The organism is Mesorhizobium sp. P3_A8, from assembly GCF_056402995.1.
The window spans coordinates 47496-64247 of sequence record NZ_JBFUGI010000010.1 but is presented as its reverse complement, the minus strand read 5'-3'; the positions used below and the strand labels follow the sequence as shown (position 1 = coordinate 64247).

Genomic DNA, 16752 nt, shown 5'->3' with positions numbered 1-16752 from the left:
CCTGAAGCCAGGGGGCCGCGCACCAGCTGCCGACAGGAGGCCAAATGCCTACGGAAATACTGTTCCAGATCCATCTCGTTCTCGGCTATGTCGCCTGGCTGCTTTGCTTCGGCGCCTATGGCCTGCCGTGGCTGAGGTCGATGGACCGGCTCGCGGCGCAACGCGCCATTGCCACCCTGCACAGCTTCCGCTTCTTCGGGCTCGTCTTCATCCTTCCAGGCGTCGTCAGCCCAGATCTGCCCGCAAGCTTCGCCACCTTTGCCGCCTATGGCGACTTCGCGACAGGCGTGCTGGCCATGCTGGCGCTGCTCACCGTGAGGATACGCCCGCTGTTTTGGTTCTTCATCGTCGCCTTCAATGTCGTCGGGACGGTCGAACTCGTCTTCGACTACTACCACGCCATCCAGGCCGACCTTCCTGCCCATGCGGGACTGTTTGGCGCCGGCTACGCGATCCCGATCATCTACGTGCCGCTGCTGATGATCACGCACATCGCCGCATTCTATTTCCTGCTGCGACCTCATCAGAAAGCGACGTGCGCCGTCACAGGTGATGCGGCTTCCTAGCTTGTCTGGGAGCGTGAGATGATCGCCGGCCCGATATCGCTGCGAACCCGCAGGTTCCTACCCCGGGGTTCTCTGACGCCGGTTTGATTGCCTGTCACGCCGCCAACACCGCCGCGCCGAGGCTGCGAATAATCTTCGCCAGTTCCACGCACTCCCCATGCCTTGCATTGTTCCGTCGCCAGGCAAGGCAGATCATGCGTTGCGGCATCGGCTCCTGGAACGGCACGATCTTGAGATCGGGGATGGTGCCGGCAGGCCCCGTCGCCATTTCGGGGATCAGCGTCACGCCGAGCCCGTGCGCCACCATCTGCAACAGCGTGGTCAGGCTGGTGGCGCCGTAGCTTGCCATTGCCACCGGTCGCACATTGCCGCAGACGGCGAGCGCCTGTTCGCGCAGGCAGTGGCCTTCCTCGAGCAGCATCAGTCGTTCCAGCGCCGGGCTTTCAGGCGGAACCGGCGGCGAGGCGAAGGCCGGATCACCAGCCGGCACGGCGAGGAAGAACCGGTCGGGGAAGAGCGCCTCGGTAACCAGGCCGGGATGGTCGAGCGGAAGGGCGGCGATGAAGGCGTCGAGCTTTCGCGATGCGATGTCCTCGACCAGGGCGGCAGTGACTGCCTCGCGCAGTTCGAGCTGCAAGGCTGGAAAGTGCTTCTTCAACTCGGGCAGGGCGCGCGGCAAAAGATAGGGCGCGACGGTCGGGATGATGCCCAGCCGGAAGCGCCCCTCCATGGCCGTGCGGCCGCGCCGGGCCGTCGTTTCGACGTCGCGTATGTCGGCCAGGATGCGCTCAATGCGCGGCAACAGTGCGACCGCCTCGTCGGTCATGCGCACCGATTTGCCGCCGCGTTCGAACAGCCGGCAGTTCAGCCGCTGCTCCATTTCCGCGATCTGCGAGGACAGCGCCGGCTGGCTGACACCGGCAAGTTTGGCCGCACGCCCGAAATGCAGCGTCTGCGCCAGCGCGTCGAAATAGTGCATCTGGCGAACTGTCAATCCGATCATAAGAAAATCCTATCGAAATGAACAGGAAAGGCAATTTGTTTTTATCGCAAATGCGGCCTAGTCTGGAATCGTTCCAGATTGGTGCGGTCGCTGGCCGGCCCCAAAATCCTGGCAAAAAATCAACCTCGGCAAAAGCAAACCTCGGCAAAATCGGAGACTGAAGATGGACGCGAACACCGATGACAAAAGCGCGGGCAAATGCCCGGTCGCGCATGGATCCGCCGGCCGGATCAACCGTGACTGGTGGCCGAACCAGCTAAATGTCCAGATCCTGCACCAGCAGTCGTCTCTGTCCGACCCGATGGGCGAGGCGTTCGATTATGCCGAGGAATTCAAAAGCCTCGACCTCGACGCCGTGATCAAGGATTTGCATGCGCTGATGACGGATTCGCAGGAATGGTGGCCGGCCGATTTCGGCCATTACGGTCCGCTGTTCATCCGCATGGCGTGGCACAGCGCCGGCACCTACCGCATCGCCGACGGCCGTGGCGGCGCCGGGGCCGGCCAGCAGCGTTTCGCGCCGCTCAACAGCTGGCCGGATAACGTCAACCTCGACAAGGCCCGCCGGCTGCTGTGGCCGATCAAGCAGAAATATGGCCGCAAGATCTCCTGGGCCGACCTTCTGATCCTCACCGGCAACGTTGCGCTGGAATCGATGGGGTTCAAGACCTTTGGCTTCGCCGGTGGTCGCGCCGACGTCTGGGAGCCCGAGCAGGACGTCTACTGGGGTCCTGAAGGCAAGTGGCTGGCCGACGAGCGCTACAGCGGCGACCGCGACCTGCAGAACCCCCTCGGCGCCGTGCAGATGGGCCTGATCTACGTCAACCCGGAAGGGCCGAACGGCAAGCCTGATCCGCTGGCCTCGGCGCGCGACATCAGGGACACTTTCGCCCGCATGGCGATGAATGACGAGGAGACCGTAGCGCTCATCGCCGGTGGCCACACCTTCGGCAAGACCCATGGTGCCGGCGACGCAACGCTGGTCGGTGTCGAGCCGGAAGGCGCCGACATCGAGCAGCAGGGCCTCGGCTGGGCCAACAAGTTCGGCACCGGCAAGGGCGGCGACGCCATCGGCAGCGGCCTGGAAGTGACCTGGACGACGACGCCGACCAAGTGGAGCAACGACTTCTTCGACAATCTGTTCGGCTTCGATTGGGAATTGACCAAGAGCCCGGCCGGCGCGCATCAGTGGACGCCGAAGGATGGCGCCGGCGCCGGCACCGTGCCGGACGCGCACAATGCGTCCAAGCGCCATGCGCCCGCAATGCTGACCAGCGATCTGGCCCTGCGCTTTGATCCTTCCTACGAGACGATCTCGCGCCGCTTCCATGAGAACCCGGATCAGTTCGCCGACGCCTTCGCCCGCGCCTGGTACAAGCTGACCCACCGCGACATGGGCCCGGTCGTGCGTTATCTCGGCCCGTTGGTTCCCCGGGAAGAGCTGCCGTGGCAGGACATCATCCCGGCGGTCGATCACGTGCTGATCGACGAGCAGGATGCGGCGGCGCTCAAGGCCAAGATCCTGGCCTCCGGCCTGTCGGTGTCGCAGTTGGTCTCGACGGCGTGGGCGTCGGCCTCGACCTTCCGTGGCTCCGACAAGCGCGGCGGCGCCAATGGTGCGCGCATCCGCCTCAGCCCGCAGAAGGACTGGGCCGTCAACCAGCCGGCCGATCTCGCCAAGGTGCTCGAGAAGCTTGAGGCGATCGCCAAGGACTTCAACGCTGCGCAGACCGGCAGCAAGAAAGTCTCGCTTGCCGACCTGATCGTTCTTGGCGGCAATGCGGCCATCGAGAAGGCCGCCGGCCACAGCGTCGACGTTCCGTTCTGGCCCGGCCGCATGGACGCCTCGCAGGAGCAGACCGACATCCACTCCTTCGCGCCGCTGGAGCCGACGATTGACGGTTTCCGCAACTATGTCAGCGGCAAGCAGCGCCAGACGGTAGAGGAGGCGCTGGTCGACCGGGCGCAGTTGCTGACGCTGACGGCGCCTGAGTTGACCGTTCTTGTCGGCGGCCTGCGCGTTCTCGGCGCCAATACCGGGCAGTCGAAGCATGGTGTCTTGACCACCAAGCCGGAAACGCTGAGCAACGACTTCTTCGTCAACCTTCTCGACATGGGCACGGAGTGGAAGGCAGCGTCGGACGCCAAGGACGTGTTCGAAGGCCGCGACCGCAAGACCGGCGAAGTCAAGTGGACCGGCACCCGCGCCGACCTGATCTTCGGCTCGCACTCGCAGCTGCGGGCGCTCGCCGAAGTCTATGCGACGGCGGATGCCAAGGCGAAGTTTGCGAAAGACTTCGTCGTTGCCTGGACCAAGGTGATGAACGCCGACCGCTTCGATATCGCCGGCTGATCCAGACAGAAGTCGATTCAACAAAAAAGGCGCGGGCCGTGGCCCGCGCCTTTTGCATTCAGGCTTTCGAGATCAATCCTTCTCGAAGATACGCGCCTTGGCGACGACGCCGGCGATGGCGCCGCCGATCAGCGGTGCGACGATGAACAGCCAGAGCTGGCTGAGCGCGGCACCGCCGGTGAACAGTGCCGGGCCGATTGAGCGGGCCGGATTGACCGAGGTGCCGGTGACCGGGATCATGGCGAAGTGAATGCCGGCCAGCGTCAGGCCGATGACCAGGCCGGCAAACGCCGTCGAGTGCTTTTCAGCGGTGACGCCGAGGATCACGGTGACGAAGGTGAAGGTGCCGATCAGCTCCCACAGGAAGGCCGAACTCATGCCCCATTTCGTCACATCCCAGCCATTGGCACCGAAGTTGGTGATGGGTTCGCCGGCCTTGCCGGAGACGATGATCCACAGCGCCAGCGAAGCCAGGATGGCGCCGATGATCTGCGCGATCCAATAGGGGATGACGTCCTTTGCCGGCAGCCGGCCGGCGAGGAAGACGCCGAGCGTCACCGCCGGATTGAGATGCGCGCCCGAAATCGGGCCGATCGCATAGGCCGCCGCGATGAGGCCGATGCCGAATGCCAGACCGATGCCTTCCTGACCAAGCGGCAGCGCGCCGCCGAAGCCGCCCGTCACCACCGACGCCGTGCCGATGAACACCAACAGAAATGTGCCCAAAACTTCCGCAAGATAAGTTTTCATTGCCCTCTCCTCGTAGCGATCCGCCGGTCCGCGTTTTCCGCGCCGCGAATCATGGTGTGAAGAGTATTCCCAACGCAAAAACTTGGGAAGCAGAGCGGTTGCGCCACACGCCGTGCTTGCAGTCGCCAGGTGTGAACATTAGAGACCTGTCATCTATTGATCGATTTGCTGTTGCCGGCCAGGGATATTCACTGGTCGAGCGGATTCGTCGGCCTCGGTCAGGATTGCCTTCGCGGGCGCAAGCGGGGTTCAATCCGGACGCGAAAGGCTCTAAGAGCAGGCGATAGTTCTCGATTTGATGGAATGATGAATGCGACTGGGCGGACGGCTGGCTGCGGCCATCGAAGTGCTGGAGGACATTGGCCGGCGTCACCGGCCGGTGGCCGATGCGCTGAAGGATTGGGGCCTGTCGCACCGCTTCGCTGGCGGCGGTGATCGCGCGGCAATCGGCAACATCGTCTACGACGCGCTGCGCCACAAACGCTCCGCCGGCTGGCTGCTCGGCGAAGACACGCCGCGCGCCATCGGCTTCGGCGCTTTGCTGCTTGAATGGGGGCAGACGGCGCAGTCGCTCAACGACGCGCTCGACGGTGACAAGTTCGCGCCGCCGCTGCTCAGCGACACCGAGCTGCAGACGATCGCCGGTCGCCGGCTTGCCGCCGCGCCGCCCGCGGTGCGTGCCGACATACCCGACTGGTGCGAACCGCTTTTCGAACGGGCTTTTGGCGAGACATGGGTCGAGGAGGGCGCGGCGCTGGCGACCCGCCCGCCGCTCGACATCAGGGTCAACACGCTGCAGGCCGATCGCGCCAAGGTGCTCAAGGAACTGGCCGAGACCGGGGCGCAGGCGGCGCGGATCGCGCCGCTCGGCATCCGCATTCCGCCGATCGACGGTGACGGCAGGCACCCGAACGTGCAGTCCGAACCCGCTTTCCAGAAGGGCTGGTTCGAGGTCCAGGATGAGGGCTCGCAAATAGCAGCGACACTTGCCGGCGCCGAGGCCGGCATGCAGGTGCTCGACTTCTGCGCCGGCGCCGGCGGCAAGACACTGGCGCTGTCGGCTGCAATGGACAACCGCGGCCAGATCTTTGCCCACGATGCCGAAAAGGCGCGGCTGGCGCCGATCTTCGACCGCATCCGCCGCTCGGAAAACCGCAATGTCCAGGTCGTCACCAAGCCGGCTGAACTCAGCCCCCTCGCCAATCATATGGACATCGTGCTGGTCGATGCGCCCTGTACCGGCAGCGGCACCTGGCGGCGCCGCCCCGATGCCAAATGGCGGCTGACGCAAAGGCAGCTCGACGCCCGCAAGGGCGAACAGTCGGCGATCCTCGATGCCGCCAAGTTGTATGTCAAACCCGGCGGTCTGCTGGTCTACATCACCTGTTCGGTATTCGACGAAGAGAATGGCGAGCAGATCGCGGCGTTTCGCGAGCGGCACAAAGGCTTTGCCCTGGTCGATCACCGCACGCTCTGGGACAATCGTTTTCCAGGCCACGCGGCAGCCGCGCGGATCGGCGCTGGCGGGGATATTTCGTTATCGCCGGCGTTGAGCGGCACTGATGGGTTTTACTTCTGCGCCATGCGCAGGGCGAATTGACGCTGCCGTTGACAGCTGGCGACAGCGCTCCAGTTGCAGATGCGCGGCGTCGGGCCGCCACGGGGTGGAATTCTTGCATAGATATCTGTCGCTTCTGCTGTTCCTCGTCCTGGTGCTGGGCGGTGGCCTAGCGATCGGTTACGCAACGTTGCCGGGCGCTTGGTATGCGTCGCTGGCCAAGCCGCCCTTCAATCCGCCCAACTGGGTCTTTGGGCCTGCCTGGACCCTGCTCTATGTGCTGATCGCTGTGGCTGGCTGGCGAACATGGAGAAGAGAACCTACAGGATCGGCGATGAAGGTCTGGGGCATCCAGCTCGTCCTGAATTTCGCGTGGTCGCCAACCTTCTTCGGCGCCAAGATGATGGGGCTTGCCTTGGTCGTCATCGTCTTTCTCTTCGCCAGCATCGGGTTGTTCATCACCAGCGTCTGGAACCGAGACAGGCTTTCCGGCTGGTTGTTCACGCCTTACGCGGCATGGGTGGCCTTCGCCACATTGCTCAACGCCTCGCTGCTCTGGTTGAACTAGGGAGGCGGCGATGTCGTTTTGTTGCAGTGCAGCAAAAGCATTTGCCTGCCGCTCGTGCCTCTGCGATAAGCTTTCCCGGCAAACGTGAAGGCATCAGCGATGGCAGCAAAGATCGTACCGGCTCCCGACTATGAGGATCGCGTCAGGGCATCCTTCGCCCGCCAGCAGGCTATGGCGACGATCGGCGCCGAGCTGACATTGGTGACGCCCGGCATCATCGAGATCGAGATGCCCTATTCGGTCGCCTTGACCCAGCAGCATGGTTTTCTCCACGCCGGCGTCATCTCTACAGCGCTCGACTCGGCCTGCGGCTATGCCGCTTTTTCCCTGATGCCGGAAAATTCCGGCGTGCTGACCATCGAGTTCAAGGTCAACCTTCTGGCGCCGGGAAGGGGCGAGCGTTTCCTGTTCCGTGGCTCGGTGACCAAGCCCGGCCGCACCATCATCGTTGCCGATGGCCAGGCCTATGCCTTCGCCGCCGACGGCGAGGCCAAGCTGATAGCCACCATGACCGGCACAATGATGACGGTGGTGGGCCGTGACGGGATTGCTGGGTGAGGAGCGGTCCGCGTAGCGGACGAAAAGCCCCCGAATGGGCCTTTCGAGCGACGAACGCCCGGAGCCATAGCGAAGGGCCGGGCGCCGGTGAGGGCACGTCGCTCCTCTTGTCTCCAGCGTAGGTAGTAGTGCAGGGAGGTGCAGGGTCATGACCGGTAATGTTACGCGAGTTGGCGGCAAGGATGTCCTCTTCGTCATGGCGGCGCAGGCCGAATATGGCCCGCATCTTCAGCGGCTGTTCACGCCGCTGATGACAGGCGTCGGCCCCGTCGAAGCCGGTGTCCGGCTCGGCGCCGAACTCTCCTGGTTGAAATCCGAGAAGGCTTTGCCGGACCTCGTCGTGTCGCTCGGCTCAGCCGGCAGCCGGACCCTGGAACAGACGGAAATCTATCAGGCCGTCTCCGTCAGCTATCGCGACATTGACGCCTCGCCGCTGGGTTTCGAGAAAGGCGCGACGCCGTTTCTCGACCTGCCGGTGACCGTACCGCTGCCGTTTCGTATCCCCGAAATCAAGCAAGCCACGCTGTCGACCGGCGGCGCCGTCATCACCGGTTCCGCCTATGACACGATCGCGGCTGACATGGTCGACATGGAGACCTTCGCCTGCCTGCGCGCCTGTCAGTTGTTCGACATCCCTCTCATCGGGCTGCGCGGCATTTCCGACGGCGCGGCGGATTTGCGGCATGTCGGCGACTGGACTGAATATCTGCACGTCATAGATGAGAAGCTGGCGGACGCCGTCATGCGCCTCGAACAGGCGGTCGGTGCCGGCCTACACGGCGCGCCTGAGCGCAATCAGGTCAAGCCGTGAGGTTCTCCGGATCGCCGAAATCGATGCGCGAGATGCGCCCGCGCGCAATGCCGGTCGCATCGACATAGTCGATGGCTCCCGGTGTATGATCGAGTTTCCAGGAGCCTGTCGGGCCGTCCTGCCATTCGACCTTGTAGCCATCGTCTTGCAGCGTCCAAAGTCCATGGAAACGGTTGCCGTCCGGCAATAGCATGTGCGCCCGGTCCTCGGTTTCGTAGTGGATGAAGGCGCTCTTGCCGCCCATGTCGACGACATGCGTGGTGCCGATCATGATAATGGCCAGCGTATCCTTGTTCAGAATTGTCATTATCCCTGTCCATAGGTTTGAGTTCGAAAGCGCTCGACGCAAGCAAAGTCGTCAAGTATCTTGACTATATGGAGTCGCAATAAAGTGGTCAAGGAGCTTGACGAAAAAACCGAAGCGCTGCCCGACCACGTCGGCTGGCGCCTGTGGCAGGCAAGCCGTGCCTGGCAGGCCGAATTCGCTGCCGCGATGCGCATCGCCGGCCACGGCTGGTTCACCGAAGCGCGCGCCGGGCTGCTGGGACATATTCCTCGCGGCGGCATTCGTCAGGCGGCATTGATCGAGCGCTCGGCAATCTCCAAGCAGGCGGTCCAGCAATTGCTCGATGGTCTGGAGGCGGAGGGCGTGGTGCAGCGTCTGCCCGACCCGCGGGACGGGCGCGGCAAGCTTGTCGGCTACACGCGCAAGGGTCTGGATGCCTTGCGTGACGGCGACCGCATCAAGCTCCAGATCGAGCATGGCTATGTCGAGCGCATCGGCCAGAGGCGGTTCGCGGCGCTGATGGACGCTTTGCGGACACTCGACGCCGGGCAGGCGGACGCCAGCGATAAATCGGCCGGCGTTCAGTGAACGGCGCGGCTTTGTAACCCATTGCGCCGACTCGTTTCTTTCTCTAAACGCTCGCCATGACAACAGCCAATCACCCCGACACCGTCCTGATTGTCGATTTCGGCAGCCAGTTTACCCAGCTCATCGCCCGCCGCATCCGCGAGGCCGGCGTGTTTTCCGAGATCGTGCCGTTCCAGTCGGCCGAAGCCGCGTTCAAGCGCATCAATCCCAAAGCCGTCATCCTGTCGGGTGGCCCGGCCTCGACGTCTGATATAGGCAGCCCCCGCGCGCCGCAGATCGTTTTCGACGCCGGCGTGCCGGTGCTTGGCATTTGCTATGGCCAGATGGCCATGTGCGTGCAGATGGGCGGTGTCGCCGAAAGCTCCAACCATCGCGAATTCGGCCGCGCCTTCGTCGAGATCGAGAAGGACAGCCCGCTGTTCGAGGGCCTGTGGGCGACCGGCCAGCGCCATCAGGTGTGGATGAGCCATGGCGACCGCGTCATCGCCTTGCCGCCGGGCTTCCAGGTTTTTGGCAAGTCGGAAAGCTCGCCCTTCGCCATCTTCGGCAATGTCGAGCGCAAGATGTACGGCATCATGTTCCACCCGGAAGTGGTGCACACGCCCGACGGCGCCAGGCTGCTCAGGAACTTCGTCCACAACATTGCCGGCATCGAAGGCGATTGGACGATGCGCGCCTACCGCGAACACGCGGTCGAAGCGATCCGCAAGCAGGTCGGCAAAGGCAAGGTCATCTGCGCGCTGTCGGGCGGGGTGGACTCGTCGGTTGCTGCGCTGCTGATCCACGAGGCGGTCGGTGACCAGCTCACCTGCATCCTTGTCGACCATGGCCTGATGCGCAAGGACGAGGCGGCCGGTGTGGTCGCGATGTTCCGCCAGCATTACAATCTGCCGCTGATCCTGGTCGATGCCTCCGAAAAATTCATCTCGGCGCTGGAAGGCGAGGTTGACCCGGAGAAGAAGCGCAAGACCATCGGCCGGCTGTTCATCGAAGTGTTCGAGGACGAGGCCAAAAAACTCGGCGGCGCCGATTTCCTGGCGCAAGGCACGCTCTATCCCGACGTCATCGAGAGCGTCTCCTTCACCGGCGGCCCGTCGGTGACCATCAAGTCGCACCACAATGTCGGCGGCCTGCCCGCGCGCATGAACATGCAACTCGTCGAGCCGCTGCGCGAACTGTTCAAGGACGAGGTGAGGGCGCTCGGCAAGGAGCTCGGCTTGCCCGAAAGCTTCATCGGCCGCCACCCGTTCCCGGGTCCGGGCCTCGCCATACGCTGCCCCGGCGGCATCACGCGCGAGAAGCTGGAGATCCTGCGCGAGGCCGACGCCATCTATCTCGACGAGATCCGCAAGGCCGGCCTCTACGATGCCATCTGGCAGGCCTTCGCCGTGCTGCTGCCGGTGCAGACCGTCGGCGTGATGGGCGATGGCCGCACCTACGAGTTCGTCTGCGCACTGCGCGCCGTCACCTCGGTCGACGGCATGACGGCGGACTTCTACCACTACGACATGGCCTTCCTCGGTGCCGCCGCCACCCGCATCATCAACGAGGTCCGCGGCATCAACCGCGTTGTCTATGACGTGACGTCGAAGCCGCCTGGTACAATCGAGTGGGAATGATTCAGGCCCACTTAAACGCCGCCGAAAATACGCCAGTCTGCGACGTAACGTACTGAAAACAAAAATAAATCCTTTCAGAAACAATCAGCGACAATCGGTGCGCTAGGATTGGCTTTGACGGACCGCTTGACGGACCTTCCCCATATTGCCCACCCAAATTTTTCTGAGTACCGTCAGAGTCAATGAGGCTCGTGACGGTACTTTTTTACCCATTAAGGCATTGAAGAAAAAGGGAATTTCCTGCCACGAAGCCTCTAAACTGTCCTGACGGTACTTTTCAGGAGGCGGTGGTGATCCTTGTCGCCTGGACGTCGTGGCTGGTGCCACTTCACACGAGATCTCTTGGTTTTTCCAAAATCTGCGGGATGCCGCGGAGACCTCTTGCCACCGCAATGCGTCAGCCTTGGGGCCGGTTCAACGCAACAATACCTTCGACGTCCTGGCGGCTACGCGCGAAGCGCTTCAGCACTAGCGGGTCGTGGCCAGGAACAATGTGAGCGGGGGAACTGGCGAGTTGTTTCATCCGCTCGACCCCGAAGATCACATCGCTCAGCCGGTCGAAGACCGGAAAAGGCTTTTCGCGTTCCATGTTGGCGTAGAAATGGGCCGCGTCGGACGCGATCACGACCGCGCCATTGTCGGTTTCCACACGCACCACCTGCAATCCGCGCGAGTGGCCGCCAACCTTGTGCAAAGTTATGCCGGGCGCGATCTGCGACTCCGGGTCATGAAAGCAGACCTTCCCCGCATACAGTCGCCGCACCATGGTGGTCACGTCTTCGGCCTCGAAGGGATGACGCATCGCATGGTGGCACATGCAGCGGCCGGTCGCGAATTCCATCTCCGCATCCTGCAGGTGAAAGGTCGCATTCGGGAACAGGTGATGGTTCCCGCAATGGTCGTAATGCATGTGGGAGATGATGACGTCGCTGACATCCGCATGATTGATGCCGATTGCCGCCAGGCCTTCATCGACGGGCCTGACGACACTGCGCCCGCGTTTGTCGCCAGTCGGCTTGTCGAAGCCGGTGTCGACGATGAAGGTACGCTTCTCCCCGACGATTGCCCAGACGAAGTAGTCGAGCGGCATGGGAACATCATGCGTGTCGCCGCCCAGGAAATTCTCGCCCGAGCGGCGCTCGAAATGGCCGTAGCGAACGGCATGGATTTCATAGCGTCCGGCATCACCCATGATCAGCTCGCTTTGGCGACATCTGTGGTCTGGGCCGAGCCGACTTCTACATGCGCCCATGTCTCGACCGTCTTGACCATACAGGTAAAATCGGAATCAGGCCCGTAGAGTTGGTTCGTCACGCTGAGCAGCTGGCGCACGGCACTGCCCACCACCATCGGCACGCCCATCGCCTCCGCCTCATCCACGCACAACCGTACATCCTTGAAGGACAGGCCGGTCGCGAAACCGAAATCGAAGGTGCGCGGCAGGACGGATTTTGGGAACTTGTCCTCGGTGGCGCTGTTGCGGCCGCTCGAGGCGTTGATGACGTCGATCATCACCTTGGGATCGAGGCCTGCCTTGACGCCCATCACGACCGCTTCGGAGGAGATCGCCAGTGCTGCCGCCGCAAGCAGGTTGTTGGCAAGCTTCATGGTCTGGGCGGAGCCCTGCACTTCGCCCATGAAGAATATCCGGCCGAAATTCTCGATCACCGGCCTTGCCGTTTCGAAGGCAGCCTTCGGCCCGGACACCATGACGGCGAGCGTGCCGTTGCGCGCTCCCTTCAATCCTCCGCTGACGGGCGCGTCGATCATGGCGATGTTCTTGGCTGACAGGCCCTCGGCAACCTTGGCGGCCGTCCGCGGACCCGTCGTCGAGATGTCGATGAAGATCCGGACCGCCTTGCCCTCGGCGATGCCGCCTTCGCCGAGCACCACCTTCTCCAGGATCTGCGGGCTAGGCAGACTGGCAAAGACGATCTCCGCAACATCGGCAACATCGCGCGCACCGGCGGCGGCTTTCGCGCCCGCATCGGTCAACTCCGCAACGGCTTTGCTGTCGACGTCGTAGACAGTCACTTCGTAGCCGGCCTTGATAAGACGGGTCGCCATCGGCGTACCCATTTTTCCAATGCCAACAAAGCCGATTTTCAGGGTCGACATGATCGCTCTCTCCTCATTCGGGGCCTATAGCCCATGGTGCTTGGTCTCGATCTCTTGGATCGTATTCCGTCAGGTCGTTTCCACTGTGGGCATTTCGAGCGCTTGGCCTGTTCGCGGCACGAGAAGCTCCGCTATGTCCACGACCTTCAATCTGTCGGCCACGCCGAGCGCATCGATCGCGGCGGTGTACATCACCTTGTCCTTCGGGCAGGCGACGACGAAATAGGCGACGTCGCCCAGGCTCAGTGCTTCACGGATGCGGCTCTCGCTCGGCCGCTCGGTCACGCCGTCGTCGCCTTGCCAGATGCGGCCGCCGCCGGCGCCGCAGCAGAAGGAATTCTCGCGACAGCGCGGCATGTCATGAAGCGTGTAGCCGGCGGCGCGGATCAGCGCGCGCGGCGCATCGAAGCCGCCATTGTAGCGCCCAAGATAACAGGGATCGTGATAGGTGACCCTGGCGCCGTCGGCGACATGCAGGTCGAGTTTTCCCGCCGCGATGAGTTCCGCCAGCAGCGCCGTATAGTGCAGCACCTCGAACGCCGCGCCGAAATGCCGATAGTCGTTCTTCAGCGCATTCAGGCTATGCGGATCGGTGGTCATGATCCGGTTGAAGCGACACGCATTGATCTCATCGATGTTGGACTGAGCGAGCGTCTCGAACAGACCTTCTTCGCCGGCGCGCCGCACGTCGTTGCCGCTGTTGCGCTCGGCATCGAAGAGAATGCCGAAGTCGACACCGGCTGCGGTCAGCAGTTCGGCAACCTTGCGGGTGATCTCCTGAACGCGCGGATCGTAGGAGGCGTAGTCTCCGACGAACCACAGAACGTCGACGGGTTCCTCGCGCGCGTCCTTGACCGGAAAGCCGAGCTCCCTGGTCCAACGCGCCCGCATCTTGGAAGGCTTGCCCATGGAATTGCCGAGACGGGTCAGGTTCGATAGCGCCTCCTGCAGGCCGGGGCTGACACGGCCTTCGTCGACCAGATGACGGCGCATGTCGATGATCTTGGGCAGATGCTCGATCTCGACCGGGCATGCTTCCATGCAGGCACGGCAGGTGGTGCAGGCCCACAGCGTCTCCTCGGAAATCACGCCGCCGACCAGCGGGGCCGCCGATGGTCCCGCGGCAAGCGCATCGCGCATGTCGGTGATCAGCAACTTCGGGCTGAGCGGCAGACCGGCAGCATAGGCTGGGCAGACCGCCTGGCAACGGCCGCATTCGGTGCAGGACAGAAGGTCGAGCTGCTGTTTCCAGTCGAACTGCGCCAGGCTGTCGATGCCTGGAGTTTCACGGGCCTGCGGGACCGCTGGCGCCAGGCCGCGCGGTTCGAGGCTGCGGAAGTAGATGTTGGGCGCGGCAAGGAACATGTGCCGGTGCTTCGAACCGGGGATATAGACAAGGAATGCCAGAATGGCGCCGACGTGAACCCAGTAGAACAGCTCTTCGCCCGCATGTGCCGACATGCCGGTACGATCGAGCAGTCCTGCCAGCGCCGACGCGACCGGCCGCCACGAGCCGTCGGCGCCACCGACTATGCGCGCCGCCGCCTCAAGCAGCAAGGACGCCACGATCAGAACGATCAGCACATAGATGATTGCCGCATCACTGCCGCTCGAGCCGTCGAAGCGGGCAGGCCTCAGCACATAGCGCTGATAGAGCGCAAGTCCGACGCCAACCAGCATCAGCACCGAAAAGATATCTTGCAACCAGGCGATCCAGGTCTCGCCGCCAATGGGGGCAAGCGAAAACCCCGGGAACAGCCGCGAGCCGAAGGCATCGATGGTGGCTGTGAACAGCACGAAGAACGAGATGAAGATGATTGCGTGCAGCACGCCGGAAAGCGGCTTGCGAAGCATTTTCCGATGCAGCCCGATCGCGACCATGACGCCTTCGAGACGCCGCATCGGCTGGTCGAAGCGGGCCGCGGCCGGCGCCTTGGCAAGAGCAAAGGCGTAGTGTCGCGCGCGCCAGCCCGTCAGGACCAGTGCTGCTATGACCAAAACCCAGAGTGGCAGGGTCGATGCCATCTCAGCGGCCAGAGCCGGCCCGCAGCCTGTCGCTCAGATTGGCGACGAGATCGAACAGGTCACAGGTGGCGCCATAATGCGCGACATTGAAAATGGGCGCCTTCGGATCGGTGTTGACGGCAATGATGAGGTCGGCCTGCGACATGCCTTCGAGATGTTCGGGCGCACCGGACACGCCGAGCGCCAGATAAAGCTTCGGCTTGACCTTCTGGCCGGATTTGCCGACCTGGCGCAGCTTTGGCAGCCAGCCATTGTCGACGACCGGACGGCTGCCGGCGATCTCCGCCCCCAGCATCGTCGCCAGATCGCGCGCAAGGTCGATGCTTGCCTCGTCGCCAATGCCTCTGCCCACGCACACGATCCTCTCGGCTGTCGTCAGATCGACGTCGGCATAGTCGGGCACGTCGATGGCCACCATCTTCACCTTGCCGCCGGTGAGCACGGGTTCGGCATCGATCGTGCGCACCCTCGCGGTCTCGATCGGACCAGCTGCTGCCTCCGCAAAGGCGCCCGGATTGATCATCAGGATCGCCGGCAGCCGCACCGCGCATTCAGCGAGGATCTTGCCGCCATACATCTGCGCGACGACCGTCAGGCTTTCGCCGTCCCGCTTGATTTCATTGACGTAGGAGATGAGCGGCCAGCCGGTTCTTGCCGCGATGTCGGCGGCCACATCCAGGCCGTTCGCCGAATAGGGCACCAGCACGAGGCTTGGGCTCTCGGCGGCGACGACGTCGCGCAGAAGTCGTGCATAGGTCTCGGCCGGAATAAGATCCGATGTTGCCACGCAGGCCGCGATCAACCGGTCGGCTGCGCCGAACGAAGCAGACGCTGCTTGCGCATCCCGGCCGGCGAAAAAGGCGACGACCTCATCGCCAGCCCTGGCGGCCGACCGCGCCGCGGCGATCATTTCGAGCGAGAAGGCTTCGATCTTGCTGGAGTGGCCTTCCGTACAGGCAATCAATTTCATGACTTAGTTCCTTGCCAGGCCTTTGGCTGCCAGGATGGTGACCAGACGATCCGCTACAGTCTCGGCATTGCCGCCCAGGTTCTCGCCAGCGCCGCCCTGGACGGGCAGACGCAATGTGGTGATCTCGGCGGAACGCTCGAAGCCTGACGATTCTGGAGTGGCGCGGCCGATGGGCGTCTTGGACGCCTCGCGAAGTTTGCTGCCGGAGACATAGCGCGGCGCCTTCGACGCCGTCTGCACGCCCAGCACCGCCGGCGTGGCCAACTCATAGGTGACGGCGACACCCGCGCCGCGCTCCTGCGTGACGCGAAGCACGGTGCCGTTCGCAACGATGCGGGCGGTTCCTGAAACGTGCGGCCAGTCGAGCAACGCACCGACATAAGGCGCGAGCTGGCCGAAGACATCCTCGGTGGATTGAACGCCGCACAGCACAAGGTCGGCCGACTTCGCCCGCGCCATCGCAGCGATGGACGCCGCGATCTCGCGTGAGGAGATCATGGCGTCCTCCTCGGATTGAAGCGCCACGACTTCGTCGGCGCCGCGCGCGGCAGCCATCTGCAGGACACGGTTGGCACCTTCGCCAACGGCGACCGCCGTCACCTTCGCGCCGCCGGCTTCCTTGAGCAGGATTGCTTCCTCGAGGGCATGATCGTCGAAATCGTTGAGCTGGAAATCCAGCCATTCCCGATCGATGCTGCGCCCGTCCTCGGCGAGCTGCAGCTCGCCTGCGGAATCCGGAATCATGCGCAAGACAACAAGAATATTCACGGCCTCTCCTCCGACGGAACGCACCTCAAGCGCCCGGCACCGGCTGCTAGATAAGTCGTATTCTTCGCTGCCCCCAATGGCGAAAAAGGTAATAGCAGCTATTACAAGACGGCAGATTGACGATCGTGGGTAATCGACTGCTAATTTGCGTCAAATCGCTCTCAATCGAATTTTCCTGAATTGGAGGGTATCAGGAAGATAGTCGTGCGGT

16 protein-coding genes are annotated in these 16752 nt (G+C 63.2%); 8 read left to right on the top strand and 8 right to left on the bottom strand.

Features of this window, described 5'->3' with window-relative positions; all coding sequences use genetic code 11:
* Window positions 1-44 precede the first annotated feature (44 nt).
* Window positions 45-566, top strand: a complete 522-nt coding sequence (locus AC1DX4_RS22865; protein ID WP_477222448.1) for a hypothetical protein — start codon at window positions 45-47, stop codon at window positions 564-566.
* Between the two features lie 94 nt (window positions 567-660).
* Here the strand turns inward: AC1DX4_RS22865 and AC1DX4_RS22860 are convergent, their stop codons facing one another.
* Window positions 661-1569: a hydrogen peroxide-inducible genes activator gene (locus tag AC1DX4_RS22860; RefSeq protein ID WP_475452946.1), complete on the bottom strand. Its 909-nt coding sequence runs from the start codon at window positions 1567-1569 to the stop codon at window positions 661-663.
* Between the two features lie 163 nt (window positions 1570-1732).
* Between AC1DX4_RS22860 and katG the strand changes: the two genes are divergently transcribed.
* Entirely contained in the window at window positions 1733-3922 is a 2190-nt protein-coding gene (katG, locus tag AC1DX4_RS22855) for a catalase/peroxidase HPI (protein ID WP_477222447.1), read from the top strand.
* 72 nt (window positions 3923-3994) lie between these two features.
* Here katG and AC1DX4_RS22850 read toward each other — a convergent pair whose 3' ends face one another.
* Window positions 3995-4672: an MIP family channel protein gene (locus tag AC1DX4_RS22850; RefSeq protein ID WP_477222446.1), complete on the bottom strand. Its 678-nt coding sequence runs from the start codon at window positions 4670-4672 to the stop codon at window positions 3995-3997.
* A 310-nt stretch (window positions 4673-4982) separates the two neighbouring features.
* Here AC1DX4_RS22850 and AC1DX4_RS22845 point away from each other — a divergent pair, with 310 nt between their 5' ends.
* From AC1DX4_RS22845 to AC1DX4_RS22830, 4 genes are all read left to right on the top strand, one after another.
* A complete protein-coding gene (locus tag AC1DX4_RS22845; protein WP_477222445.1) occupies window positions 4983-6272 on the top strand; it encodes an RsmB/NOP family class I SAM-dependent RNA methyltransferase in 1290 nt (429 codons plus the stop codon).
* 73 nt (window positions 6273-6345) lie between these two features.
* A complete protein-coding gene (locus AC1DX4_RS22840) occupies window positions 6346-6798 on the top strand; it encodes a TspO/MBR family protein (protein ID WP_477222444.1) in 453 nt (150 codons plus the stop codon).
* Window positions 6799-6897: 99 nt separating this feature from the next.
* On the top strand, window positions 6898-7356 hold the full coding sequence (locus AC1DX4_RS22835; protein WP_477222443.1) for a PaaI family thioesterase: 459 nt from the start codon (window positions 6898-6900) through the stop codon (window positions 7354-7356).
* Between the two features lie 148 nt (window positions 7357-7504).
* Window positions 7505-8167 (top strand): 5'-methylthioadenosine/S-adenosylhomocysteine nucleosidase, encoded by a 663-nt coding sequence (locus AC1DX4_RS22830; protein WP_477222442.1) that lies wholly within the window; start codon window positions 7505-7507, stop codon window positions 8165-8167.
* On the opposite strand, the gene AC1DX4_RS22825 is transcribed toward AC1DX4_RS22830, so the two are convergent.
* Entirely contained in the window at window positions 8157-8474 is a 318-nt protein-coding gene (locus AC1DX4_RS22825) for a hypothetical protein (protein ID WP_477222441.1), read from the bottom strand. The two genes, AC1DX4_RS22830 and AC1DX4_RS22825, sit on opposite strands and share 11 nt — an antisense overlap.
* A gap of 84 nt (window positions 8475-8558) precedes the next feature.
* Between AC1DX4_RS22825 and AC1DX4_RS22820 the strand changes: the two genes are divergently transcribed.
* Window positions 8559-9041, top strand: a complete 483-nt coding sequence (locus tag AC1DX4_RS22820; protein WP_477222440.1) for a MarR family winged helix-turn-helix transcriptional regulator — start codon at window positions 8559-8561, stop codon at window positions 9039-9041.
* Between the two features lie 56 nt (window positions 9042-9097).
* Entirely contained in the window at window positions 9098-10660 is a 1563-nt protein-coding gene (guaA, locus tag AC1DX4_RS22815; RefSeq protein ID WP_477222439.1) for a glutamine-hydrolyzing GMP synthase, read from the top strand.
* Between the two features lie 397 nt (window positions 10661-11057).
* On the opposite strand, the gene AC1DX4_RS22810 is transcribed toward guaA, so the two are convergent.
* The 5 genes from AC1DX4_RS22810 to AC1DX4_RS22790 form a co-directional block, all read right to left on the bottom strand.
* Window positions 11058-11852, bottom strand: coding sequence for an N-acyl homoserine lactonase family protein (locus AC1DX4_RS22810; RefSeq protein WP_477222438.1), 795 nt, complete (start codon window positions 11850-11852; stop codon window positions 11058-11060).
* 2 nt (window positions 11853-11854) lie between these two features.
* On the bottom strand, window positions 11855-12778 hold the full coding sequence (locus AC1DX4_RS22805; protein ID WP_477222437.1) for an NAD(P)-dependent oxidoreductase: 924 nt from the start codon (window positions 12776-12778) through the stop codon (window positions 11855-11857).
* A 69-nt stretch (window positions 12779-12847) separates the two neighbouring features.
* Window positions 12848-14803, bottom strand: a complete 1956-nt coding sequence (locus AC1DX4_RS22800; RefSeq protein WP_477222436.1) for a (Fe-S)-binding protein — start codon at window positions 14801-14803, stop codon at window positions 12848-12850.
* A 1-nt stretch (window position 14804) separates the two neighbouring features.
* Entirely contained in the window at window positions 14805-15773 is a 969-nt protein-coding gene (locus AC1DX4_RS22795; protein WP_477222435.1) for an electron transfer flavoprotein subunit alpha/FixB family protein, read from the bottom strand.
* A 3-nt stretch (window positions 15774-15776) separates the two neighbouring features.
* Window positions 15777-16541 carry an electron transfer flavoprotein subunit beta/FixA family protein gene (locus AC1DX4_RS22790; RefSeq protein ID WP_477222434.1) on the bottom strand — a complete coding sequence of 255 codons (765 nt, stop codon included), beginning with the start codon at window positions 16539-16541 and terminating at the stop codon, window positions 15777-15779.
* Window positions 16542-16752 lie beyond the last annotated feature (211 nt).